The 15,723-nt window shown below is 72.4% G+C and carries 17 protein-coding genes and 2 tRNA genes; 11 read left to right on the forward strand and 8 right to left on the reverse strand.

All coding sequences use genetic code 11. The features are described from left to right. Positions 1-28 precede the first annotated feature (28 nt). Positions 29-1,012: a DMT family transporter gene (locus tag J4G33_RS07555; RefSeq protein ID WP_208055335.1), complete on the forward strand. Its 984-nt coding sequence runs from the start codon at positions 29-31 to the stop codon at positions 1,010-1,012. Here the strand turns inward: J4G33_RS07555 and J4G33_RS07560 are convergent. Together J4G33_RS07560 and J4G33_RS07565 are read right to left on the reverse strand one after the other, a co-directional pair. Further along, positions 964-1,803 carry an undecaprenyl-diphosphate phosphatase gene (locus J4G33_RS07560; protein WP_208055336.1) on the reverse strand — a complete coding sequence of 280 codons (840 nt, stop codon included), beginning with the start codon at positions 1,801-1,803 and terminating at the stop codon, positions 964-966. The two genes, J4G33_RS07555 and J4G33_RS07560, sit on opposite strands and share 49 nt — an antisense overlap. A 63-nt stretch (positions 1,804-1,866) precedes the next feature. Continuing rightward, positions 1,867-2,673, reverse strand: a complete 807-nt coding sequence (locus J4G33_RS07565; RefSeq protein ID WP_208055337.1) for a phosphatase PAP2 family protein — start codon at positions 2,671-2,673, stop codon at positions 1,867-1,869. A 197-nt stretch (positions 2,674-2,870) separates the two neighbouring features. Here J4G33_RS07565 and J4G33_RS07570 point away from each other — a divergent pair, with 197 nt between their 5' ends. The 3 genes from J4G33_RS07570 (at position 2,871) to orn (ending at position 4,280) form a co-directional block, all read left to right on the forward strand. After that, positions 2,871-3,110 (forward strand): hypothetical protein, encoded by a 240-nt coding sequence (locus J4G33_RS07570; RefSeq protein ID WP_208055338.1) that lies wholly within the window; start codon positions 2,871-2,873, stop codon positions 3,108-3,110. A 342-nt stretch (positions 3,111-3,452) separates the two neighbouring features. Beyond that, positions 3,453-3,620 carry a hypothetical protein gene (locus J4G33_RS07575; RefSeq protein WP_208055339.1) on the forward strand — a complete coding sequence of 56 codons (168 nt, stop codon included), beginning with the start codon at positions 3,453-3,455 and terminating at the stop codon, positions 3,618-3,620. A gap of 18 nt (positions 3,621-3,638) precedes the next feature. Then, positions 3,639-4,280, forward strand: a complete 642-nt coding sequence (gene orn, locus J4G33_RS07580) for an oligoribonuclease (RefSeq protein ID WP_208055340.1) — start codon at positions 3,639-3,641, stop codon at positions 4,278-4,280. 75 nt (positions 4,281-4,355) lie between these two features. On the opposite strand, the gene J4G33_RS07585 is transcribed toward orn, so the two are convergent. Both J4G33_RS07585 and J4G33_RS07590 read right to left on the reverse strand, forming a co-directional pair. After that, positions 4,356-4,428: transfer RNA gene (locus J4G33_RS07585), tRNA-His, on the reverse strand. Between the two features lie 71 nt (positions 4,429-4,499). After that, on the reverse strand, positions 4,500-5,423 hold the full coding sequence (locus J4G33_RS07590; RefSeq protein WP_208055341.1) for an ATP-grasp domain-containing protein: 924 nt from the start codon (positions 5,421-5,423) through the stop codon (positions 4,500-4,502). A 207-nt stretch (positions 5,424-5,630) separates the two neighbouring features. On the opposite strand from J4G33_RS07590, the gene J4G33_RS07595 reads away from it, so the two are divergent. Further along, complete coding sequence (locus J4G33_RS07595) at positions 5,631-5,987, forward strand: STAS domain-containing protein (protein WP_208055342.1); 357 nt, start codon at positions 5,631-5,633, stop codon at positions 5,985-5,987. Between the two features lie 97 nt (positions 5,988-6,084). Here J4G33_RS07595 and J4G33_RS07600 read toward each other — a convergent pair whose 3' ends face one another. Continuing rightward, positions 6,085-7,161 carry an ABC transporter ATP-binding protein gene (locus J4G33_RS07600; RefSeq protein WP_208055343.1) on the reverse strand — a complete coding sequence of 359 codons (1,077 nt, stop codon included), beginning with the start codon at positions 7,159-7,161 and terminating at the stop codon, positions 6,085-6,087. Positions 7,162-7,213: 52 nt separating this feature from the next. On the opposite strand from J4G33_RS07600, the gene J4G33_RS07605 reads away from it, so the two are divergent. The 5 genes from J4G33_RS07605 (at position 7,214) to J4G33_RS07625 (ending at position 11,011) form a co-directional block, all read left to right on the forward strand. Continuing rightward, positions 7,214-7,879, forward strand: a complete 666-nt coding sequence (locus J4G33_RS07605) for an ABC transporter permease (RefSeq protein WP_208055344.1) — start codon at positions 7,214-7,216, stop codon at positions 7,877-7,879. Beyond that, entirely contained in the window at positions 7,876-8,562 is a 687-nt protein-coding gene (locus J4G33_RS07610; RefSeq protein ID WP_208055345.1) for an ABC transporter permease, read from the forward strand. Before J4G33_RS07605 ends, J4G33_RS07610 begins: the two co-directional genes overlap by 4 nt. Before the next feature lie 96 nt (positions 8,563-8,658). Next, positions 8,659-9,666, forward strand: a complete 1,008-nt coding sequence (locus J4G33_RS07615; RefSeq protein WP_208055346.1) for a glycine betaine ABC transporter substrate-binding protein — start codon at positions 8,659-8,661, stop codon at positions 9,664-9,666. A 19-nt stretch (positions 9,667-9,685) separates the two neighbouring features. Further along, positions 9,686-10,183 (forward strand): DUF2243 domain-containing protein, encoded by a 498-nt coding sequence (locus tag J4G33_RS07620; protein WP_208055347.1) that lies wholly within the window; start codon positions 9,686-9,688, stop codon positions 10,181-10,183. Positions 10,184-10,207: 24 nt separating this feature from the next. After that, entirely contained in the window at positions 10,208-11,011 is an 804-nt protein-coding gene (locus J4G33_RS07625; RefSeq protein ID WP_208055348.1) for a cytochrome c oxidase assembly protein, read from the forward strand. Here the strand turns inward: J4G33_RS07625 and J4G33_RS07630 are convergent. Then, positions 10,957-12,471 (reverse strand): dihydrolipoyl dehydrogenase family protein, encoded by a 1,515-nt coding sequence (locus J4G33_RS07630; protein ID WP_208055349.1) that lies wholly within the window; start codon positions 12,469-12,471, stop codon positions 10,957-10,959. The genes J4G33_RS07625 and J4G33_RS07630 overlap by 55 nt on opposite strands. A 135-nt stretch (positions 12,472-12,606) precedes the next feature. On the opposite strand from J4G33_RS07630, the gene J4G33_RS07635 reads away from it, so the two are divergent. Then, positions 12,607-14,964, forward strand: a complete 2,358-nt coding sequence (locus J4G33_RS07635; RefSeq protein WP_208055350.1) for an ATP-binding cassette domain-containing protein — start codon at positions 12,607-12,609, stop codon at positions 14,962-14,964. A 172-nt stretch (positions 14,965-15,136) separates the two neighbouring features. On the opposite strand, the gene J4G33_RS07640 is transcribed toward J4G33_RS07635, so the two are convergent. Further along, positions 15,137-15,209 (reverse strand) — tRNA-Lys (locus tag J4G33_RS07640). A gap of 102 nt (positions 15,210-15,311) precedes the next feature. Next, positions 15,312-15,578 (reverse strand): hypothetical protein, encoded by a 267-nt coding sequence (locus tag J4G33_RS07645; RefSeq protein WP_208055351.1) that lies wholly within the window; start codon positions 15,576-15,578, stop codon positions 15,312-15,314. Positions 15,579-15,723: the final 145 nt, after the last annotated feature.

Raw genomic sequence — 15,723 nt, forward strand, 5'->3', positions numbered from 1 at the left:
ACCTTCCAAGGAAGCTATAGTGTCTTCCATGGAAGCTACCTGGCGCTGGGTCCTCGTGACCGCGATCGCGCCGATCTCCTGGGGCAGCACGTACTACGTGACGCGCGAGTTCCTGCCGGTCGACCACCCGCTCACCGGCGCGGCGATCCGCGCCCTGCCGGCCGGGCTCCTGCTGCTGGCCGTCTGCCGACGGCTCCCCCGCGGCTCCTGGTGGTGGCGGTCCCTCGTGCTGGGCACGCTCAACATGAGCGCGTTCTTCGCCCTCGTCTACCTCGCGGCCCAGCTGCTCCCCACCAGCGTGGCCTCGGTGATCATGGCGACCTCCTCGGTGGCGATGATGCTCGTGGCCTGGGCCCTGCTCGCCGAACGACCCGGACTGCTGCCCGCCCTCGGGGCGACCCTCGGCATCACCGGCGTCGCCACGATGTTGCTCACGGGCGCGGAGTCGGTCTCGACGGGCGGGGTCCTCGCCTCGGTCTCGGCGATGCTCATGTCCTCGGTGGGGTACGTCCTGGCCAAGAGGTGGAGCGGTCAGGTCCCCGTCCTCGCCTCGACCTCGTGGCAGCTGGTCGCGGGCGGCCTGATCCTCGTCCCCGTGGCCCTCGTGGTCGAGGGGCCACCGCCCGCCCTCGACGCCCCGGCGGTCCTGGCCTTCGCCTACGTGAGCGTGATCGCCACCGCCGTGGCCTTCGCCGCGTGGTTCACCGGGCTGCGGCACCTCACGGCCGGCACGGTCGCGCTGATCGGACTGCTCAACCCGGTGACCGGAGTGCTCCTCGGCACCGCGCTCGCGGCCGAGAGCCTGACCCTGCGCCAAGGAGCGGGGGTCGCGCTCGTGCTCCTCGGCATCGCTCTGGGTCAGCCAGCCGCCACCCGCCGGTGGCACCGCAGGGCTCCCGTCTCGGGTGCGGGGGCGGCACCGCCGGACGAGCGGGTCGCGGCCCGGGCCCCCGACCGCCCCGCTCAGCCCTGCTCGACCAGGAGCACCACGACGGCGAGCAACCACACGTAGACCGCGAACACCCGGAACCGTGCGGCGTAGAGCAGACGCAGGACGAGCACGAGCGCAACGGTCCCGGAGACCGCACTCACGACCACCCCCACTCCCAGGCTCCACCAGGGGACCTGCGTCACCTCACCCGTGGCGAGCACGTCGAGCGCCTGGATCAGGGTCGCCGCAAGGATCGTGGGGATGGCGAGGATGAAGCTGAACTCGGCGGCCTGCTTCCGCTTCATGCCGAGCGCGAGGCCAGCGGCGATGGTCAGCCCGCTCCGGCTGAGCCCCGGGAGCAGGGCGAGCGCCTGCGCGAGGCCCACACCGACGGCCTCGCGCGACCCCGGGACCTCGATCGTGCCGGCAGCCGCCCGGTCCGACCACCACAGGACGACGCCCGTGAGGACCAGCATCCCGACGATCACGGACGGGCTCCCGAAGACCGCCGGGGCGACCTCCCGGACCGCCAGGCCCACGACCCCCGTGACCGCCGTACCCAGCACGATCATCAGCAGGAACCGCTGAGCCGGCCCTCGGCCGGCCCGGGTGGCCGGGTCCCGGTGCTCGGACACGGCCTGACGGCCGATCTCCACCAGACGATGGCGCAGGACGACGGCGATCGAGACCAGCGTGCCGACGTGCAGCACCAGGTTGACGAGGATCGCCTCCGAGGAGTCGGGGTCGGGCACCTCGACCCCTCGGGACTGCAGCCAGTGCTGCGTCAGGGCCAGGTGGCTGCTCGAGCTCACCGGGACGAACATGAACACGCCCTGGACGAGCCCCAGCAGTGCGGCGATCTCGGGGCTCATCGAGCTGAGCCCGGCAGGAGGCCGGTCGGGTACGAGCGGTGCGAGATCGCGGTCATGCCCACCTCAGGTCACCGCCGGTCCGGGGCCGGGGTCCTCGGCAGGTTCCGAGGTCGCGGTCTTGCGGGCCGCGTGGATCGCGCGCCGCCGGTCCAGCACGATCACCCCACCCAGCACCGCGAGCGCGAGGGCCATCGAGGCCACCACGTCGCTGACGAAGTGGTACCCCAGGTAGAGCCGGCTCATGGCCACCAGCAGGATGCCCAGGGCCGTCCCGGCAAGCCAGAGGAGCAGGGCCGGGACGGACGGCCGCCGGATCCACAGCAGGTACCCCAGCACCAGCAGGAAGGTCGCGGCGCCGATGGTGTGCCCCGAGGGGAAGGAGTAGGTGGTCTCGACCCCGGCGACGGTCATCGAGTCCACCGGGGGACGGGGACGGGCGATCACGCTCTTCAGCGCGAGGGAGATGAGTGAGGAGGCGACCATCGCCCCGGTGAGCAGCACGGCCGGCCACCAGGCGCGACGCAGGGCACCCCACAGGATCGCGGTGACCGCGATGAGCACGGGCAGGACCACCGGGCCGGACACCGTCGAGACGAGGGTCAGGAATCCGGTCACGGTGTCGGTGCGTGCCTGCACCAGGAACTCGAGGGCAGGCTCGTCGAGGAGGGCGAGGTCGTCGTTCTCCTGGACCGCGTCGAGCACTCCGATGAACCCTGCGGTCCCCAGCACGACGAAGGCCAGGCCGACGACGACGGCGAGCTGCGGCACCAGGGCCGGGTGGTCCGCCCGCGCACGACCGACCGCCGCACGGACGCGGGCACGCCGGCTCGACGGCGAGGAGGTCACGGGCGTCGGGGAGGGCGCGGGCATCGCACGAGCATCCCAGGAAGGCCGCGTCGTCGCCGCACGAGGCTCGTCAGGGACGCGCCGTCGCGCAGGAGACGCGACGGTGCGTCCGAATAATCCCGTGCGCGCACGGCCCGGGGACTGGGACCGTGGACCTACCGCGGTGGAGGACCTGGCCCGTCCTCGGTCCCTGTCCAGCACACCCTCTGTGGAGCACCACCATGCATCCGTCGACCCTGTACGACGTCGCCGTGCGCGAGCACGAACGCGTCATCGCCGACCGTGCCCGCGCGCACCAGGCCGCCCCGTGGCGGTCCGAGCGCCCGCGCACCACCACCACTCGCGTCCGGACCTTCGTCCGGCGCCACCGCGCCCGGGCCACCTCGGCCCCGGCGCTCCCCGCTCGGCGGCCGGCCGCAGACCCGCGGCCGGCCGCCGACGGCCACCTCGCCCTGTCCTGACCCGCTGCCGACCACGGCCCTCGCGCTGGTCTGCCCGACGCACGGGCGCCCTGCCTGCCGCCGCTGGTCGTCGTCTGGGACGATGCCGTCCATGACGCCGACCGCCGCCCGCCCCTGATGGGGCGCCACGCAGCGGGCCCGCCACCGGCCACCCCGCCTCGGGGCCCGTCACCACAGGGCCCGTCGTCAGAAGGTCCGTCGTCGCAGAGCCCGCCCTCCCTCAGCCTGTCGACCTCCAGCCCGTCAGCTGCCGGCCTACCACCCGGGCCCGGCCCCGCCCCGTCCGCAGCTGCCCCGCCCCGCGCGCGGCTCGACGGCCTCGACGTCGCCATCCTCATCACCTTGACCGCGCTGCCCGTCGGGGGAGTCCTGCTCTGGGCAGGCGCGGGATGGTTGGTGGCCGTGGCGGCCGTGCTCGGGACAGCGGTCGTCGTGCTCGTCGCGGTCCGGGTGAGCACCCCGCGGGACCCCGCACGCACGGCACGCCGTCGGGGCGGCCGCCGGGGCTGACCCCGTACAGTGACGCGGGTGAGCCCTGCCCCCGCCCCCAACGACCGGATCGTCTGGATCGACTGCGAGATGACCGGCCTCGACCTGTCCCGCGACGCGCTCGTGGAGGTGGCCGCCGTGGTCACCGACTCCGAGCTGAACGTCCTGGGTGACGGGGTCGACGTCGTCATCACCCCGCCGGTCGAGGCCCTCGAGCAGATGGACCCCTTCGTGCGGACCATGCACACGACCTCGGGCCTGCTCGAGGCGCTGCCGGGGGGCACCACCCTCGCCGAGGCCGAGCAGCAGGTGCTCGACTACCTGCGCGCGTGGATCCCCGAGGCGGGCAAGGCCCCGCTGGCCGGCAACTCGGTCGGTACCGACAAGGCCTTCCTCGAGCGGGACATGCCCGGCCTGGCCGGTCACCTGCACTACCGGATCATCGACGTGTCCTCCGTCAAGGAGCTCGCCCGCCGCTGGTACCCGCGCATCTACTTCGCCTCCCCCGAGAAGAACGGCGGGCACCGCGCCCTCGCCGACATCCTCGAGAGCATCGACGAGCTGCGCTACTACCGCGCCGCGATGCTCGTCCCGCAGCCCGGCCCGGACTCCGCCACCGCCAAGAAGGTCGCGGCGCAGGTCATGGCGAGCACCGTGCGGTCAGGCTTCAACGCTCCCTGACTGGACGACAGAACGAGGCCCGAGGCTGCCTCGCGGATCTTCTCCGCGAGGCGGCCTCGGGCCTCGTTCGTACGGGGTGGCTAACGGGACTTGAACCCGCGACCCCCTGGACCACAACCAGGTGCTCTACCTGCTGAGCTATAGCCACCATGATCTGTGGTGAGATCGTCACCGCGGACCGCCGAGAAGTCTACCCGCTCCCCCGGGGTGCTCCCGACCTCAGCGCGCGCGGGCCATGATCGCGTCGGCGAACCGGTCCAGCGCACCCTCGGCGAGCTCGAGGAACATCGACGGCTCGACCAGCTCGAGCTCCATGAGGACGGGCTCGTCCTCGTCGTTGCTGACCACGTCGACCCGGGCGTAGAGGAAGGTCGAGGCGTCCGCGACGTCGGCCTCGACCGAGAGCAGCCGGGCCGCTGTGTCGATGATCGTGCGGGCCACGGCGATCTCGGACGCCGAGGCGCTGCCCGAGCGCATCGTCTCCTCCTTGTAGACGCCCTCGACGCCGACGTCGGGGCCGTCGAGCATGGCCTCCTTGACCACCGAGTGCGAGTACTCCCCCGCGACGAACACGTGGGCGCGCTCGCCGTGGGTGTCGACGCTGGTCAGGTAGCGCTGGACCATGACGGTCCGGTCCTCGCGCAGCAGTCGCCGGGCGTGCTGGATGGCCAGGCCGCGGGAGTTCGCGTCGATCGCGGTGTAGCGCCCGGTGTCCCGAGAGCCGGCCGAGACGGCGGGCTTGATCACGAAGTCGCCGTCGGCCGGGAAGCGGGTGTGCAGGGCGCGGGAGGTGAGGTTGCGCTCGGGCTCGAGCCACATGGTGGGCACCACGCCCACCCCAGCCTGCTCGAGCTCGCGCAGGTAGTGCTTGTCGGTGTTCCAGCGGATCACCGAGATCGGGTTGGCGAGCCTCGTCACGGCCTCGACGCGGGCCACCCACTCGAGGAACTCCTCACGGCGCTGGGCGTAGTCCCAGGTGGAACGGACGACGACCAGGTCGTAGGAGGCCCAGTCGATCGATGCGTCGTCCCAGACGGCAGGCTCGGCGGTCGCGCCGCGCGAACGGAGCGCCTCGAGCAGGGGGACGTCCCCGGTGTCGAGGTCGGGCAGGGCGGAGCAGGTGGCCAGTGCGATGCGTGTCACGTGGCGACACTAGCCGCCAACCCCGCCGACCGGGTGAAACCGGAGCGTCAGATCCCCCCGTGGAGCCCGCACCCCCTCCCCCACAGTGCCGACCACCCCGATCTAGGGTTGGATCTCTCGAGGGGGTCGACTTCTTGATGCGACCACGGAGGGACGAAGACGCCGATGAGCGAGACGACAGGTCACGCACGCGACGAAGGATCCGGGATGAGCCTGCGCGAGCTGCCGGACAGCTCGCTGGTCGAGGCCTGGGGGGAGATCGACCTCGCGGTCCGGCACGCCGTCGGGCCGCTGTGCCAGGTGGTCGCCGACCGCGCCCTGCCGGTGGTGATCGACGCTCAGGGGATCACCTTCATCGACTCGACGGGCATGTCCATCCTCGTGCGGATCGCGCGAGATGCCGAGTCCGGTGGCTACCCGGTCCGGCTGCGCAACGCCCCGTGGATGCTGCGCGAGCTGCTCACGATCACCGGCGTCGACCAGCTCCTGCCCTTCACGGACGAGGACGACGAGGTCGACGAGGCCGCGGGCGCCCCCAGGACCGACGACCGCGAGCAGTCCTGACCCGGTCGCGCAGGTCGGGCTGACGGCCCGCGCCACCCGTTGCCCGCGAGGGCCGCACGCGCCGCGAGGTGCACGGTCGAGGCCTGCGCCGGGGTGATCACACCGCGCGTGTCCGGGGCTCGTCCTCGACCGGCTCGTCCTCGACCGGCTGGGCCTCGACGAGGCGGCGCAGGGCACCGAGCAGGCTGTCAGCGGTGACCACGCCGACCTGCCCCTGCCCCTGAGCGTCGGCGACGGCCACCTCGCCACCCCCCGAGGCCGCCAGGGCGGCGAAGGCCTCGTCGAGCCGGGAGCCGACCCGCAGCGGGGCCGCGGGGGCCAGGCTCGGCACGCGGGTCACGGGCGTGAAGTCGGGGAGGGCGGGCACGACATCGGCCGGGGTCACCTCACCGATCGCGAGCAGCCGGACCGCGCGGCCCTGACCGACCAGGTCCTCGACCATGGGTCCGGCAGGCCGGGCCAGGAGCTCGACGGCGTCCCCGAGCTGCTCGAGGCGCCCCCCTCGGGCGAAGACGGCGACCCTGTCCCCCAGGCGCACGGCCTCGTCGACGTCGTGGGTCACCAGCATGACCGTGGTGCCGAGCTCGCGCTGGATGCGCCAGAACTCCTGCTGGAGCCGGCGCCGCCCGGCCGGGTCGACCGCGCCGAAGGGCTCGTCCATCAGGAGCACCGGCGGGTCCGCCGCGAGGGCCCGGGCCACGCCCACGCGCTGCCGCTCGCCACCCGAGAGCTGGTGCGGGTAGCGGCGGGTGTAGGTGTCGGGGTCCAGGCCCACGAGCTCGAGCAGCTCCCCGGTGCGCCGCTTGGACCGAGCCCGGTCCCAGCCCAGCAGGTCCGGGACGGTGCCGATGTTCTGGCCCACGGTGCGGTGCGGGAAGAGGCCCACGTGCTGGATCACGTAGCCGATGCGGCGCCGCAGCTCGACGGGGTCGGTGCTGGCGATGTCACGCCCCTGGACCACCACGCGCCCCGAGGTCGGGTCCACCAGGCGGTTGACCATGCGCAGGGTGGTGGACTTGCCGCACCCGGACGGGCCCACGAGCACCATGAGCTCGTGCTCGCGGACCTCGAGGTCGAGGTGCTCGACGGCGACCGTGCCGTCGGGGTACTCCTTGCGCACCTGCTCGAACCGGATCACCGGCTCACCGGTGGCGACGGGCCGCTGGGAGCTCATGCGTGGCGACGCTACACCGCGGGATACCAGGGTTCGCGGTAGCGTCCCGTCGATGGAACCGGTCGCGAACCCCTGGTTCTCCTGGTCCTACGTGGAACGGAACTGGGGAGACATCACCACGGCCGTCAGCCAGCACACCACCCTGACGATCCAGGCCATGGTCATCGCCTTCGCGATCGCCCTGCCGCTCGCGGTCCTCGCCCACGGGCGGCCACGGGTCGCGACCGCGGTGCTCGGGGCCACGGGGGCCCTCTACACGATCCCCTCGCTGGCCCTCTTCGCGATCCTCGCCCCGTTCACCGGGATCGGGCGCACGACGGTCCTCATCGGGCTGGTCGCCTACGCACTGCTCATCCTCGTGCGCAACATCGTGGTGGGCCTCGAGGGCGTCGACCCGGACGTGCGGGACGCCGCCCGCGGGCTCGGCTACGGACGGGCCCGGATGCTGCTCACCGTCGAGCTGCCCAACGCCCTGCCCGCCGTGATCGCCGGCCTGCGGGTCGCGACCGTCTCGACCGTGGCCCTGGTGACGATCGGCGTGGTGGTGGGCTTCGGCGGGCTGGGGCAGCTGATGTTCCGCGGGTTCAACAGCAGCTATCGCGCCGAGATCGTCACCGCGACGGTGCTGACGGTGGCCATCGCGGTGATCGCGGACCTGCTGATCCTGGCCCTCGGTCGTCTGATGACGCCGTGGACCCGCACCGGGAGGACCGCATGAACGACTCGGTCATCGAGCAGGCCTTCCGCTGGCTCAACGACCCGCTCAACTGGACGGGACGCAACGGGATCCTCGAGCGGACCGGCGAGCACCTGGGCATGTCCGCCCTGGCGGTGCTGCTCGCCGCTGCCGTGGCCCTGCCGGTGGGGGTCTGGCTCGGTCACCGGCGGAAGGGCACCGGCCTCGTCGTCGTCGTGGCGAACGCGTCGCGGGCCCTGCCGACCTTCGCCCTCCTGCTGATCTTCGCCTCGACGGCGATCGGCTTCGGCAACCGCCCGACCGTGCTGGCGGTCGCCATCTTCGCGATACCCCCGATCCTCACCAACGCGTGCGCGGGACTGCTCGACGTCGACGCCGACGTCCGCGACGCTGCCCGCGGCATGGGCATGTCCGGGCGCCGCTCCCTGCTGCTGGTCGAGATCCCCCTCGCCCTGCCGCTGATCGCTGCGGGGATGCGCACCGCCGTCGTGCAGGTCATCGCGACCGTCACCCTGGCCGGGCTGGTCGGGGGCGGCGGCCTGGGTCCGCTCATCGTCACAGGGCTCGGTACCCGGCGCTTCGGCGAGGTGCTCGCGGGGGGCCTGCTCGTCGCAGCGCTGTGCCTCGTCGCCGAGGTCGTCATGGCCGGGGTGCAGCGCCTGGCGACCCCCGCCCCCATGCGATCGATCGTTGTCAGGACGTGACCTTGGACGGCCCCCCACCGGTTGCCGACCGGGACGTGCCCGGGATCGAATGGTCGACGGCGCGAAGTGCGCCCTCGACCGATCTGGGAGATCTCCGTGCGCGTACCCCGCCCCGTCCTGGCCGCCGCTGCGGCCGGCGCCCTGCTGCTCGTCTCAGCCTGCGGGGACGCAGGCTCCTCGGGCACCCAGCCTGAGCCCGAGGCCGGTGGCTCGACCGAGGAGAGCCTCGAGGTCTGCGAGGCCATCGCCGGTGAGGAGCTAGTCGTCCTCGAGGACGACCTGGGCCTGCAGACCGTCGACAACATCATCCCTGCGGTCAACGCCGAGGCCGTGGCCGAGGACGACCAGATGATCGGCCTGCTGGACCAGGTCTCTGCGGCCCTCGACACCGACGTCCTCATCAGCCTCAACCGTGCCGTCGACGTCGAGCGCCAGACCTCGACCGAGGTCGCCGCCGAGTTCCTCGAGACCGAGGGCCTGGCCGAGCAGGAGGAGGTCGGGGAGGGCGCGAGCGTCGTGGTCGGCGCCGGCAACTTCTCCGAGAGCGCGACCCTGGCCGAGCTCTACGCAGGGGTGCTGCGGGCCGCGGGCTACGAAGCGTCCACCCAGACCATCGGCAACCGTGAGACCTACATGCCTGCCCTGCAGGACGGCACCCTCACGGTGATCCCCGAGTACGTCGGCACCGCGACCGAGTTCATCAACCAGACCGTCAACGGGGCCGACGCCGAGGCCGTGGCCAGCTCGGACCTCGAGGCCACGACCGCGGCCCTCACCGAGCTCGGCGCGGAGGTCGGCCTCGTCTTCGGTGAGCCCTCGGCCGCCCAGGACCAGAACGCCTTCGCCGTGACGACGGCCTTCGCCGACGAGTACGGCGTCAGCACCCTCAGCGAGCTCGCCGAGAGCTGCGCCATCACCCTGGGCGGTCCGCCCGAGTGCCCCGAGCGTCCGTTCTGCCAGCCCGGCCTCGAGGAGGTCTACGGGCTCGAGATCGACGAGTTCACCTCCCTCGACGCCGGCGGCCCGCTGACCAAGACCGCCCTGCAGCAGGGTGAGATCGCCGTCGGGCTGGTGTTCTCCTCCGACGCGGCCCTCGGGGCCTGATCCGCGCGGGCGTCACCGGATGACGCACGACGAGCGCAGCGACCACGGACTCGACCACCGACGTTCGGTCTGGGTCGCTGCGCTCATCGGCGTCGGCGTGATGGCCGCCGTGGATGAGATCGTCTTCCACCAGATCCTCGCCTGGCACCACTTCTACGACCGGTCCACCTCTGACGTCGCACTCCTGTCCGACGGCCTGCTCCACGCCGCCGAGCTGGTCGCCCTCGTCGCCGGGATCTTCCTCATGGCCGACCTCTCCCGTCGGCAGGCCCTCTCCTGGCCCTCGGCGTGGGGCGGCTTCCTCCTCGGTGCCGGAGGCTTCCAGCTCTTCGACGGAATCGTCACCCACAAGGTGCTCCAGCTCCACCAGGTGAGGTACGACGTCGACCTGCTGCCCTACGACCTGGCGTGGAACCTCGCGGGCGGCGCGCTCCTCGTCTTCGGGGTGATCCTCGTCGCGCGGGCCGGGCGGTCCCTGCGCCGGACCTCCGGGGATCACGTCCGGCACGAGGACTGACATGCCCGGCCGACGACGGTGACGGTGACCTGGTGGGAGCCGATGATCCTCGGCTGCGCCCTGCTCGGGCTCTACCTCGCGGTCCTCCTCCGACGGCCCTCGACCCTGCCGAGGTGGCCCCGGCGGCGGCTCGCGGCCTGGGTCGTGGGGGTCCTCGTCGTCGCGGTCGCGCTGAGCCCACCGCTCGCCGACCTCGCGCGGCTGGACCACCGCGCGCACATGGTTCAGCACCTGCTCCTCGGCATGTACGCCCCGATCGTCCTCGTCTTCTCAGCCCCGGTGACCCTCCTGCTCGGGACGCTGCGCCCGGCAGACGCCCGGCTCCTCGCGCGCGGTCTGCGGTCGCCACCGGTCCGGACGCTGACCCACCCGGTCACCGCGGCGGTCCTCAGCGTGGGCGGGCTCTTCGCGCTGTACCTGACCCCGCTCTACGGGCTGACGCAGGTCCACGCAGGGGTGCACGGCCTCGTGCTGGCCCACCTCCTCCTGGCGGGCTACGTGTACACGTGGTCCATCGCTGGCCCAGACCCCGCCCCGCACCGTCCCGGGCTTCTCACCAGGGTGGCCGTCCTCGTCCTGGCCGCCGGGTCTCACGCCTTCCTCGCACGGCTGCTGCACGCGCAGGCCGTCCGAGGAGCAGATCACCACTCAGGTCACGGCGGGACGCAGGCGGACGCCGACGGGGCCTCCATGGCCACCGCAGCCCAGTGGATGTACTACGGAGGTGACGGGGCGGAGATCCTGCTGGCCGTGATGCTCTTCAGCTGGTGGTATCAGAGCCCGTACTCCTCCAGGAGACGCAGCCACACCTCGCTGACGGTCGGGTAGGGCGGGACCGCGTGCCACAGCCGGGGCAGCGGCACCTCGCCGACCACGGCGATGGTCGCCGCGTGCAGCAGCTCGGCGACCTCGGGCCCGACGAAGGTGGCCCCGAGGAGCACCTCTCGCTCGGTGTCGACCACGAGGATCGCGCGGCCCTCGACCTCGTCCCGGGCCAGCGCGGCCCCCGCCACCGACGAGAACGGCACCTCGACCCGCCGCACTGCGTGGCCTGCCTCGACGGCGGCCGCCTCGGTCAGCCCGACCGAGGCGACCTCGGGGCGGGTGAACACGACCTGGGTCAGGGCGCCGTGGTCGGCCGTCGCCCGGTAACGGCTCCACGCCGGCTGCTCCCCCGCGGCCGCCGGCTCGACGTGACCGTCGGCCTCCTCCTGCGCGGCAGCACCGAACCGCGCCGCGATGACGTCCCCGGCGATCCGGGCGTCGTACTTGCCCTGGTGGGTGGTCGCGACCCTGCCGGTGACGTCCCCGACCGCGTACAACCAGCCCTCGGGGACCGCGGCGACCCGCAGGCTGTCGTCGACCGTCACGGGGGCGCCGGGCTCGAGCCCGACGGTCTCCAGGCCGAGGTCACCGCTGCGCGGGCGTCGTCCGGTCGCGACGAGCACCTCCGCGGCCGTGACGACTCCTGCCTCGGTCTCGACCTCGACCCCCGACCCGCGGCGGGTGACCCGGGTCGGGGTGGTGCCGAACCGGACGTCGACGCCGCGGGTCCGGAGGCCCGCTGCGACGGCCTCCCCGGCCGCCGGTTCCATCGAGCCGAGCAGCCGCTCGCCCCGGACGAGCACGGTGACCGTCGACCCCAGGTCCGCGTAGGCCGTGGCCATCTCGGTAGCCACGACGCCCCCGCCGAGCACCACGAGCGAGTCCGGGACCTCCTGCGCCGCCGTGGCCTCGCGGCTCGTCCACGGCTGCGCCTCGGCCAGGCCCGGGATCTCGGGGGTGACGGGCTCGCTGCCGGTCGCCACGACGACCGCGCACCGGGCGGTGATCGTGGTGGCCTGACCCTCGTGGTGCACCTCGACCGTGCGCGGCCCCGTCAGGCGGGCGTGGCCGCGCACCAGGTCGATGCCCGTGCTCTCGAGCCACTGCACCTGGCCGGCGTCGTCCCAGCTGCTCGCGAAGGAGTTGCGCCGCGCGAGCACCGCGCCGACGTCCAGCATGCCGGTGACGCCCTGCGCCGCACCGTCGACCGCACGGGCGGCCTCGAGCACGGCCCCGGGACGCAGCAAGGCCTTCGAGGGCATGCAGGCCCAGTAGGAGCACTCCCCCCCGACCAGCTCGGCCTCGACGACGACGACGGTCAGGCCGCCGCGACCGGCCCGGTCGGCGGCGTTCTCCCCCACCGCCCCGCCACCGAGCACGACGACGTCGTAGGTGCGGTGGTCGGTCTCGGTGGGTCCCGAGCCGGTGGACGCGGAGCTGGCGGGTCCTGGCGAGCTGGTCATCGTTTCCTCCACGGTGGGCGACGAGAGACATCGTCGCGCTGCGGGGCGCCGGGCGCACCCCCACCCTCCCGTCGGGCCGCTGCCAGGGCGAGGCCGGCCCTAGGCAGCGTCAGACGCCCGTGGAAGGATCCCGCTGTGATCCAGGACACCTCAGCTGCCGACAGCCATGACCTCATCCGGGTGCAGGGCGCGCGCGAGAACAACCTCAAGGACGTCAGCGTCGAGATCCCCAAGCGTCGGCTCACGGTCTTCACCGGGGTCTCCGGGTCCGGCAAGAGCTCCCTGGTCTTCGGCACCATCGCCGCCGAGTCCCAACGGATGATCAACGAGACCTACAGCGCCTTCCTCCAGGGCTTCATGCCCTCCCTGGCCCGACCCGACGTCGACCTCCTCGAGGGGCTGACCACCGCGATCATCGTCGACCAGGAGCGCATGGGGGCCAACGTCCGCTCGACCGTCGGCACCGCCACGGACGTCAACGCCCTGCTGCGCATCCTGTTCAGTCGGCTCGGCACCCCGCACATCGGCTCGGCCCAGGCCTTCTCCTTCAACGTCGCGTCGATCAGCGGCTCGGGCCGGGTCAAGCTCGACAAGGGCGGCCAGCAGACGAGCGAGGTGCGCAGCTTCTCGGTCACCGGCGGCATGTGCCCGCGCTGCGAGGGCATGGGCCACGTGAGCGAGGTGGACGTGAGCCAGCTGGTCGACGAGACCAGGTCCCTCGAGGAGGGCGCCATCACGGTGCCGGGGTACAGCGCCGACGGGTGGTACGGGCGCATCTTCGGCGCGGTCGTCCCCGCCGACGTCCCCGTCTCGACCTTCACCGCGAAGCAGCGCCAGGAGTTCCTCTACGGCGAGCCCCGGAAGATCAAGGTCGACAACATCAACCTGACCTACGAGGGGCTGGTCCCCCGGATCCAGAAGTCGATGCTCTCCAAGGACGTCGCGAGCCTGCAGCCCCACATCCGCGCCTTCGTCGAGCGGGCCGTGGCTTTCACCACCTGCCCCGACTGCGACGGCACCCGCCTGAGCGAGGCCGCACGGTCCTCGAAGATCCGGGGCATCAGCATCGCCGACGCCTGTCAGATGCAGATCAGCGACCTGGCCGCATGGGTGCGCGACCTCGACGAACCGAGCATGGGCCCGCTCCTGACCGGCCTGCAGCACACCCTCGACTCCTTCGTGGAGATCGGCCTGGGCTACCTGTCCCTGGACCGCCCGGCCGGCTCGCTGTCGGGGGGCGAGGCTCAGCGCACCAAGATGATCCGCCACCTGGGGTCCGCGCTCACCGACGTGACGTACGTCTTCGACGAGCCGACGATCGGGCTGCACCCGCACGACATCCAGCGGATGAACGACCTCCTGCTGCGCCTGCGGGACAAGGGCAACACGGTGCTGGTGGTCGAGCACAAGCCCGAGGCGATCGCGATCGGCGACCACGTGGTCGACCTCGGTCCGGGCGCCGGGACCGCTGGCGGCGAGGTGGTGTTCGAGGGCACCGTGGCGGGACTCCGGACGAGCGGCACCCTGACCGGACGGCACCTGGACGACCGCTCCTCCCTCAAGGGTTCGGTGCGCGAGCCCACGGGCACCCTGGAGGTCCGCGGGGCCACCAGCCACAACCTGAAGGAGGTGGACGTCGACATCCCGCTGGGAGTCCTGGTCGTGGTCACGGGGGTGGCCGGCTCGGGCAAGAGCTCGCTGATCCACGGCTCGGTCTCCGGCCGCGACGGGGTGGTCACCGTCGACCAGGGGGCCATCCGCGGTTCCCGGCGCAGCAACCCGGCGACGTACACCGGGCTGCTCGACCCGATCCGCAAGGCCTTCGCCAAGGCCAACGGCGTCAAGCCCGCACTGTTCAGCTCGAACTCCGAGGGCGCCTGCCCCGTGTGCAACGGGGCGGGGGTCATCTACACCGACCTGGGGGTCATGGCCACCGTCGAGTCGCCCTGCGAGGAGTGCGAGGGCCGGCGGTTCCAGGCCTCGGTGCTCGAGTACCGGCTCGGCGGGCGGGACATCAGCGAGGTGCTGGCCATGCCGGTGACCGAGGCCGAGGCATTCTTCAGCGCCGGCGAGGCCCGCACCCCCGCCGCCCACACGATCCTGGACCGGCTCGCCGACGTCGGGCTCGGCTACCTGACTCTCGGCCAGCCTCTGACCACCCTCTCAGGAGGCGAACGCCAACGGCTCAAGCTCGCCACCCAGATGGCAGGCAAGGGCAGCGTCTACGTCCTGGACGAGCCCACCACGGGACTGCACCTGGCCGACGTCGAACAGCTGCTCGGACTGCTCGACCGTCTCGTGGACTCAGGCACCTCGGTGGTCGTGATCGAGCACCACCAGGCCGTCATGGCCCATGCGGACTGGATCATCGACCTGGGGCCCGGCGCCGGGCACGACGGCGGCCGCGTCGTCTTCGAGGGCCCCCCGGCGGACCTCGTGGAGGAGGGCACGACCCTGACCGGCCAGCACCTCGCGGCCTACGTGGGGCGGTGAGGGCCGGGACCTCACCGCGAGAGGCCCTGGACCCGGGGCGTCCCAGCCTGACCCGGTCCAGCCCAGCAGACGGAGCACCCGTCGGCCCTGGCGACCATGATCGGACCCCTCGCCGAGCTGCACGACGAAGGGCCCCTCTTCCGCGTTTCCGCAGATGAGGGGCCCTTCACTGTGCGCCATCAGGGACTCGAACCCCGAACCCGCTGATTAAGAGTCAGCTGCTCTGCCAATTGAGCTAATGGCGCGCGGTGCATGAGGCTACCACCGGCTTGGGGTTGGTGCGAAACCGGCGATCGGCAGCCGCCCGGGACCCGCTGGGGCCTCGCGCAGGCGTCGGTCCTCGATGCTCAGCCGGAGGCGTCCCCGTTCTCCTCGCCGGGCTTCTCGGCCTCGCGGGACTCGTCCTCGCCCTCCCACCAGGCGACGTCGGGAAGACCCTCGTCCTCCAGGATCTGAGGCGACGCCGGGCCGCTGGGCACCGCGAGGTCAGCCAGCAGGGCCAGCGGCACGTGCTGGCTGAGCAGGCTCATGACCTCCTGAGAGGCCTCGTCCTCGGGCACGGTCGAGGAGTCGACCTGGTCTTCGTCGTGCGGGGTGATCTTGTCGACGACCACGCGGCCACCTCCGTTCTGCCCCCGACCACCGGTCTGGGGCTCTCCAGGGACAACTGCACCATCCAGGGGCCCGTTCCGCAACGGTGACGCGCGAGCATCACCCCGTCGGCGGCACAGGACGCCAGGCTGCGGCCTGACTCGTGCA

Source organism: Actinotalea soli, assembly GCF_017565425.1.
GTDB lineage: Bacteria > Actinomycetota > Actinomycetes > Actinomycetales > Cellulomonadaceae > Actinotalea > Actinotalea soli.

Excerpts from the sequence above, each read along its gene's own strand:
- J4G33_RS07555 (WP_208055335.1), top strand. The coding sequence starts at position 29 with ATGGAAGCTACCTGGCGCTGGGTCCTCGTGACCGCGATCGCGCCGATC.
- J4G33_RS07560 (WP_208055336.1), bottom strand. The coding sequence starts at position 1,803 with ATGAGCCCCGAGATCGCCGCACTGCTGGGGCTCGTCCAGGGCGTGTTC.
- J4G33_RS07565 (WP_208055337.1), bottom strand. The coding sequence starts at position 2,673 with ATGCCCGCGCCCTCCCCGACGCCCGTGACCTCCTCGCCGTCGAGCCGG.
- J4G33_RS07570 (WP_208055338.1), top strand. The coding sequence starts at position 2,871 with ATGCATCCGTCGACCCTGTACGACGTCGCCGTGCGCGAGCACGAACGC.
- J4G33_RS07595 (WP_208055342.1), top strand. The coding sequence starts at position 5,631 with ATGAGCCTGCGCGAGCTGCCGGACAGCTCGCTGGTCGAGGCCTGGGGG.
- J4G33_RS07600 (WP_208055343.1), bottom strand. The coding sequence starts at position 7,161 with ATGAGCTCCCAGCGGCCCGTCGCCACCGGTGAGCCGGTGATCCGGTTC.
- J4G33_RS07605 (WP_208055344.1), top strand. The coding sequence starts at position 7,214 with ATGGAACCGGTCGCGAACCCCTGGTTCTCCTGGTCCTACGTGGAACGG.
- J4G33_RS07610 (WP_208055345.1), top strand. The coding sequence starts at position 7,876 with ATGAACGACTCGGTCATCGAGCAGGCCTTCCGCTGGCTCAACGACCCG.
- J4G33_RS07620 (WP_208055347.1), top strand. The coding sequence starts at position 9,686 with ATGACGCACGACGAGCGCAGCGACCACGGACTCGACCACCGACGTTCG.
- J4G33_RS07630 (WP_208055349.1), bottom strand. The coding sequence starts at position 12,471 with ATGACCAGCTCGCCAGGACCCGCCAGCTCCGCGTCCACCGGCTCGGGA.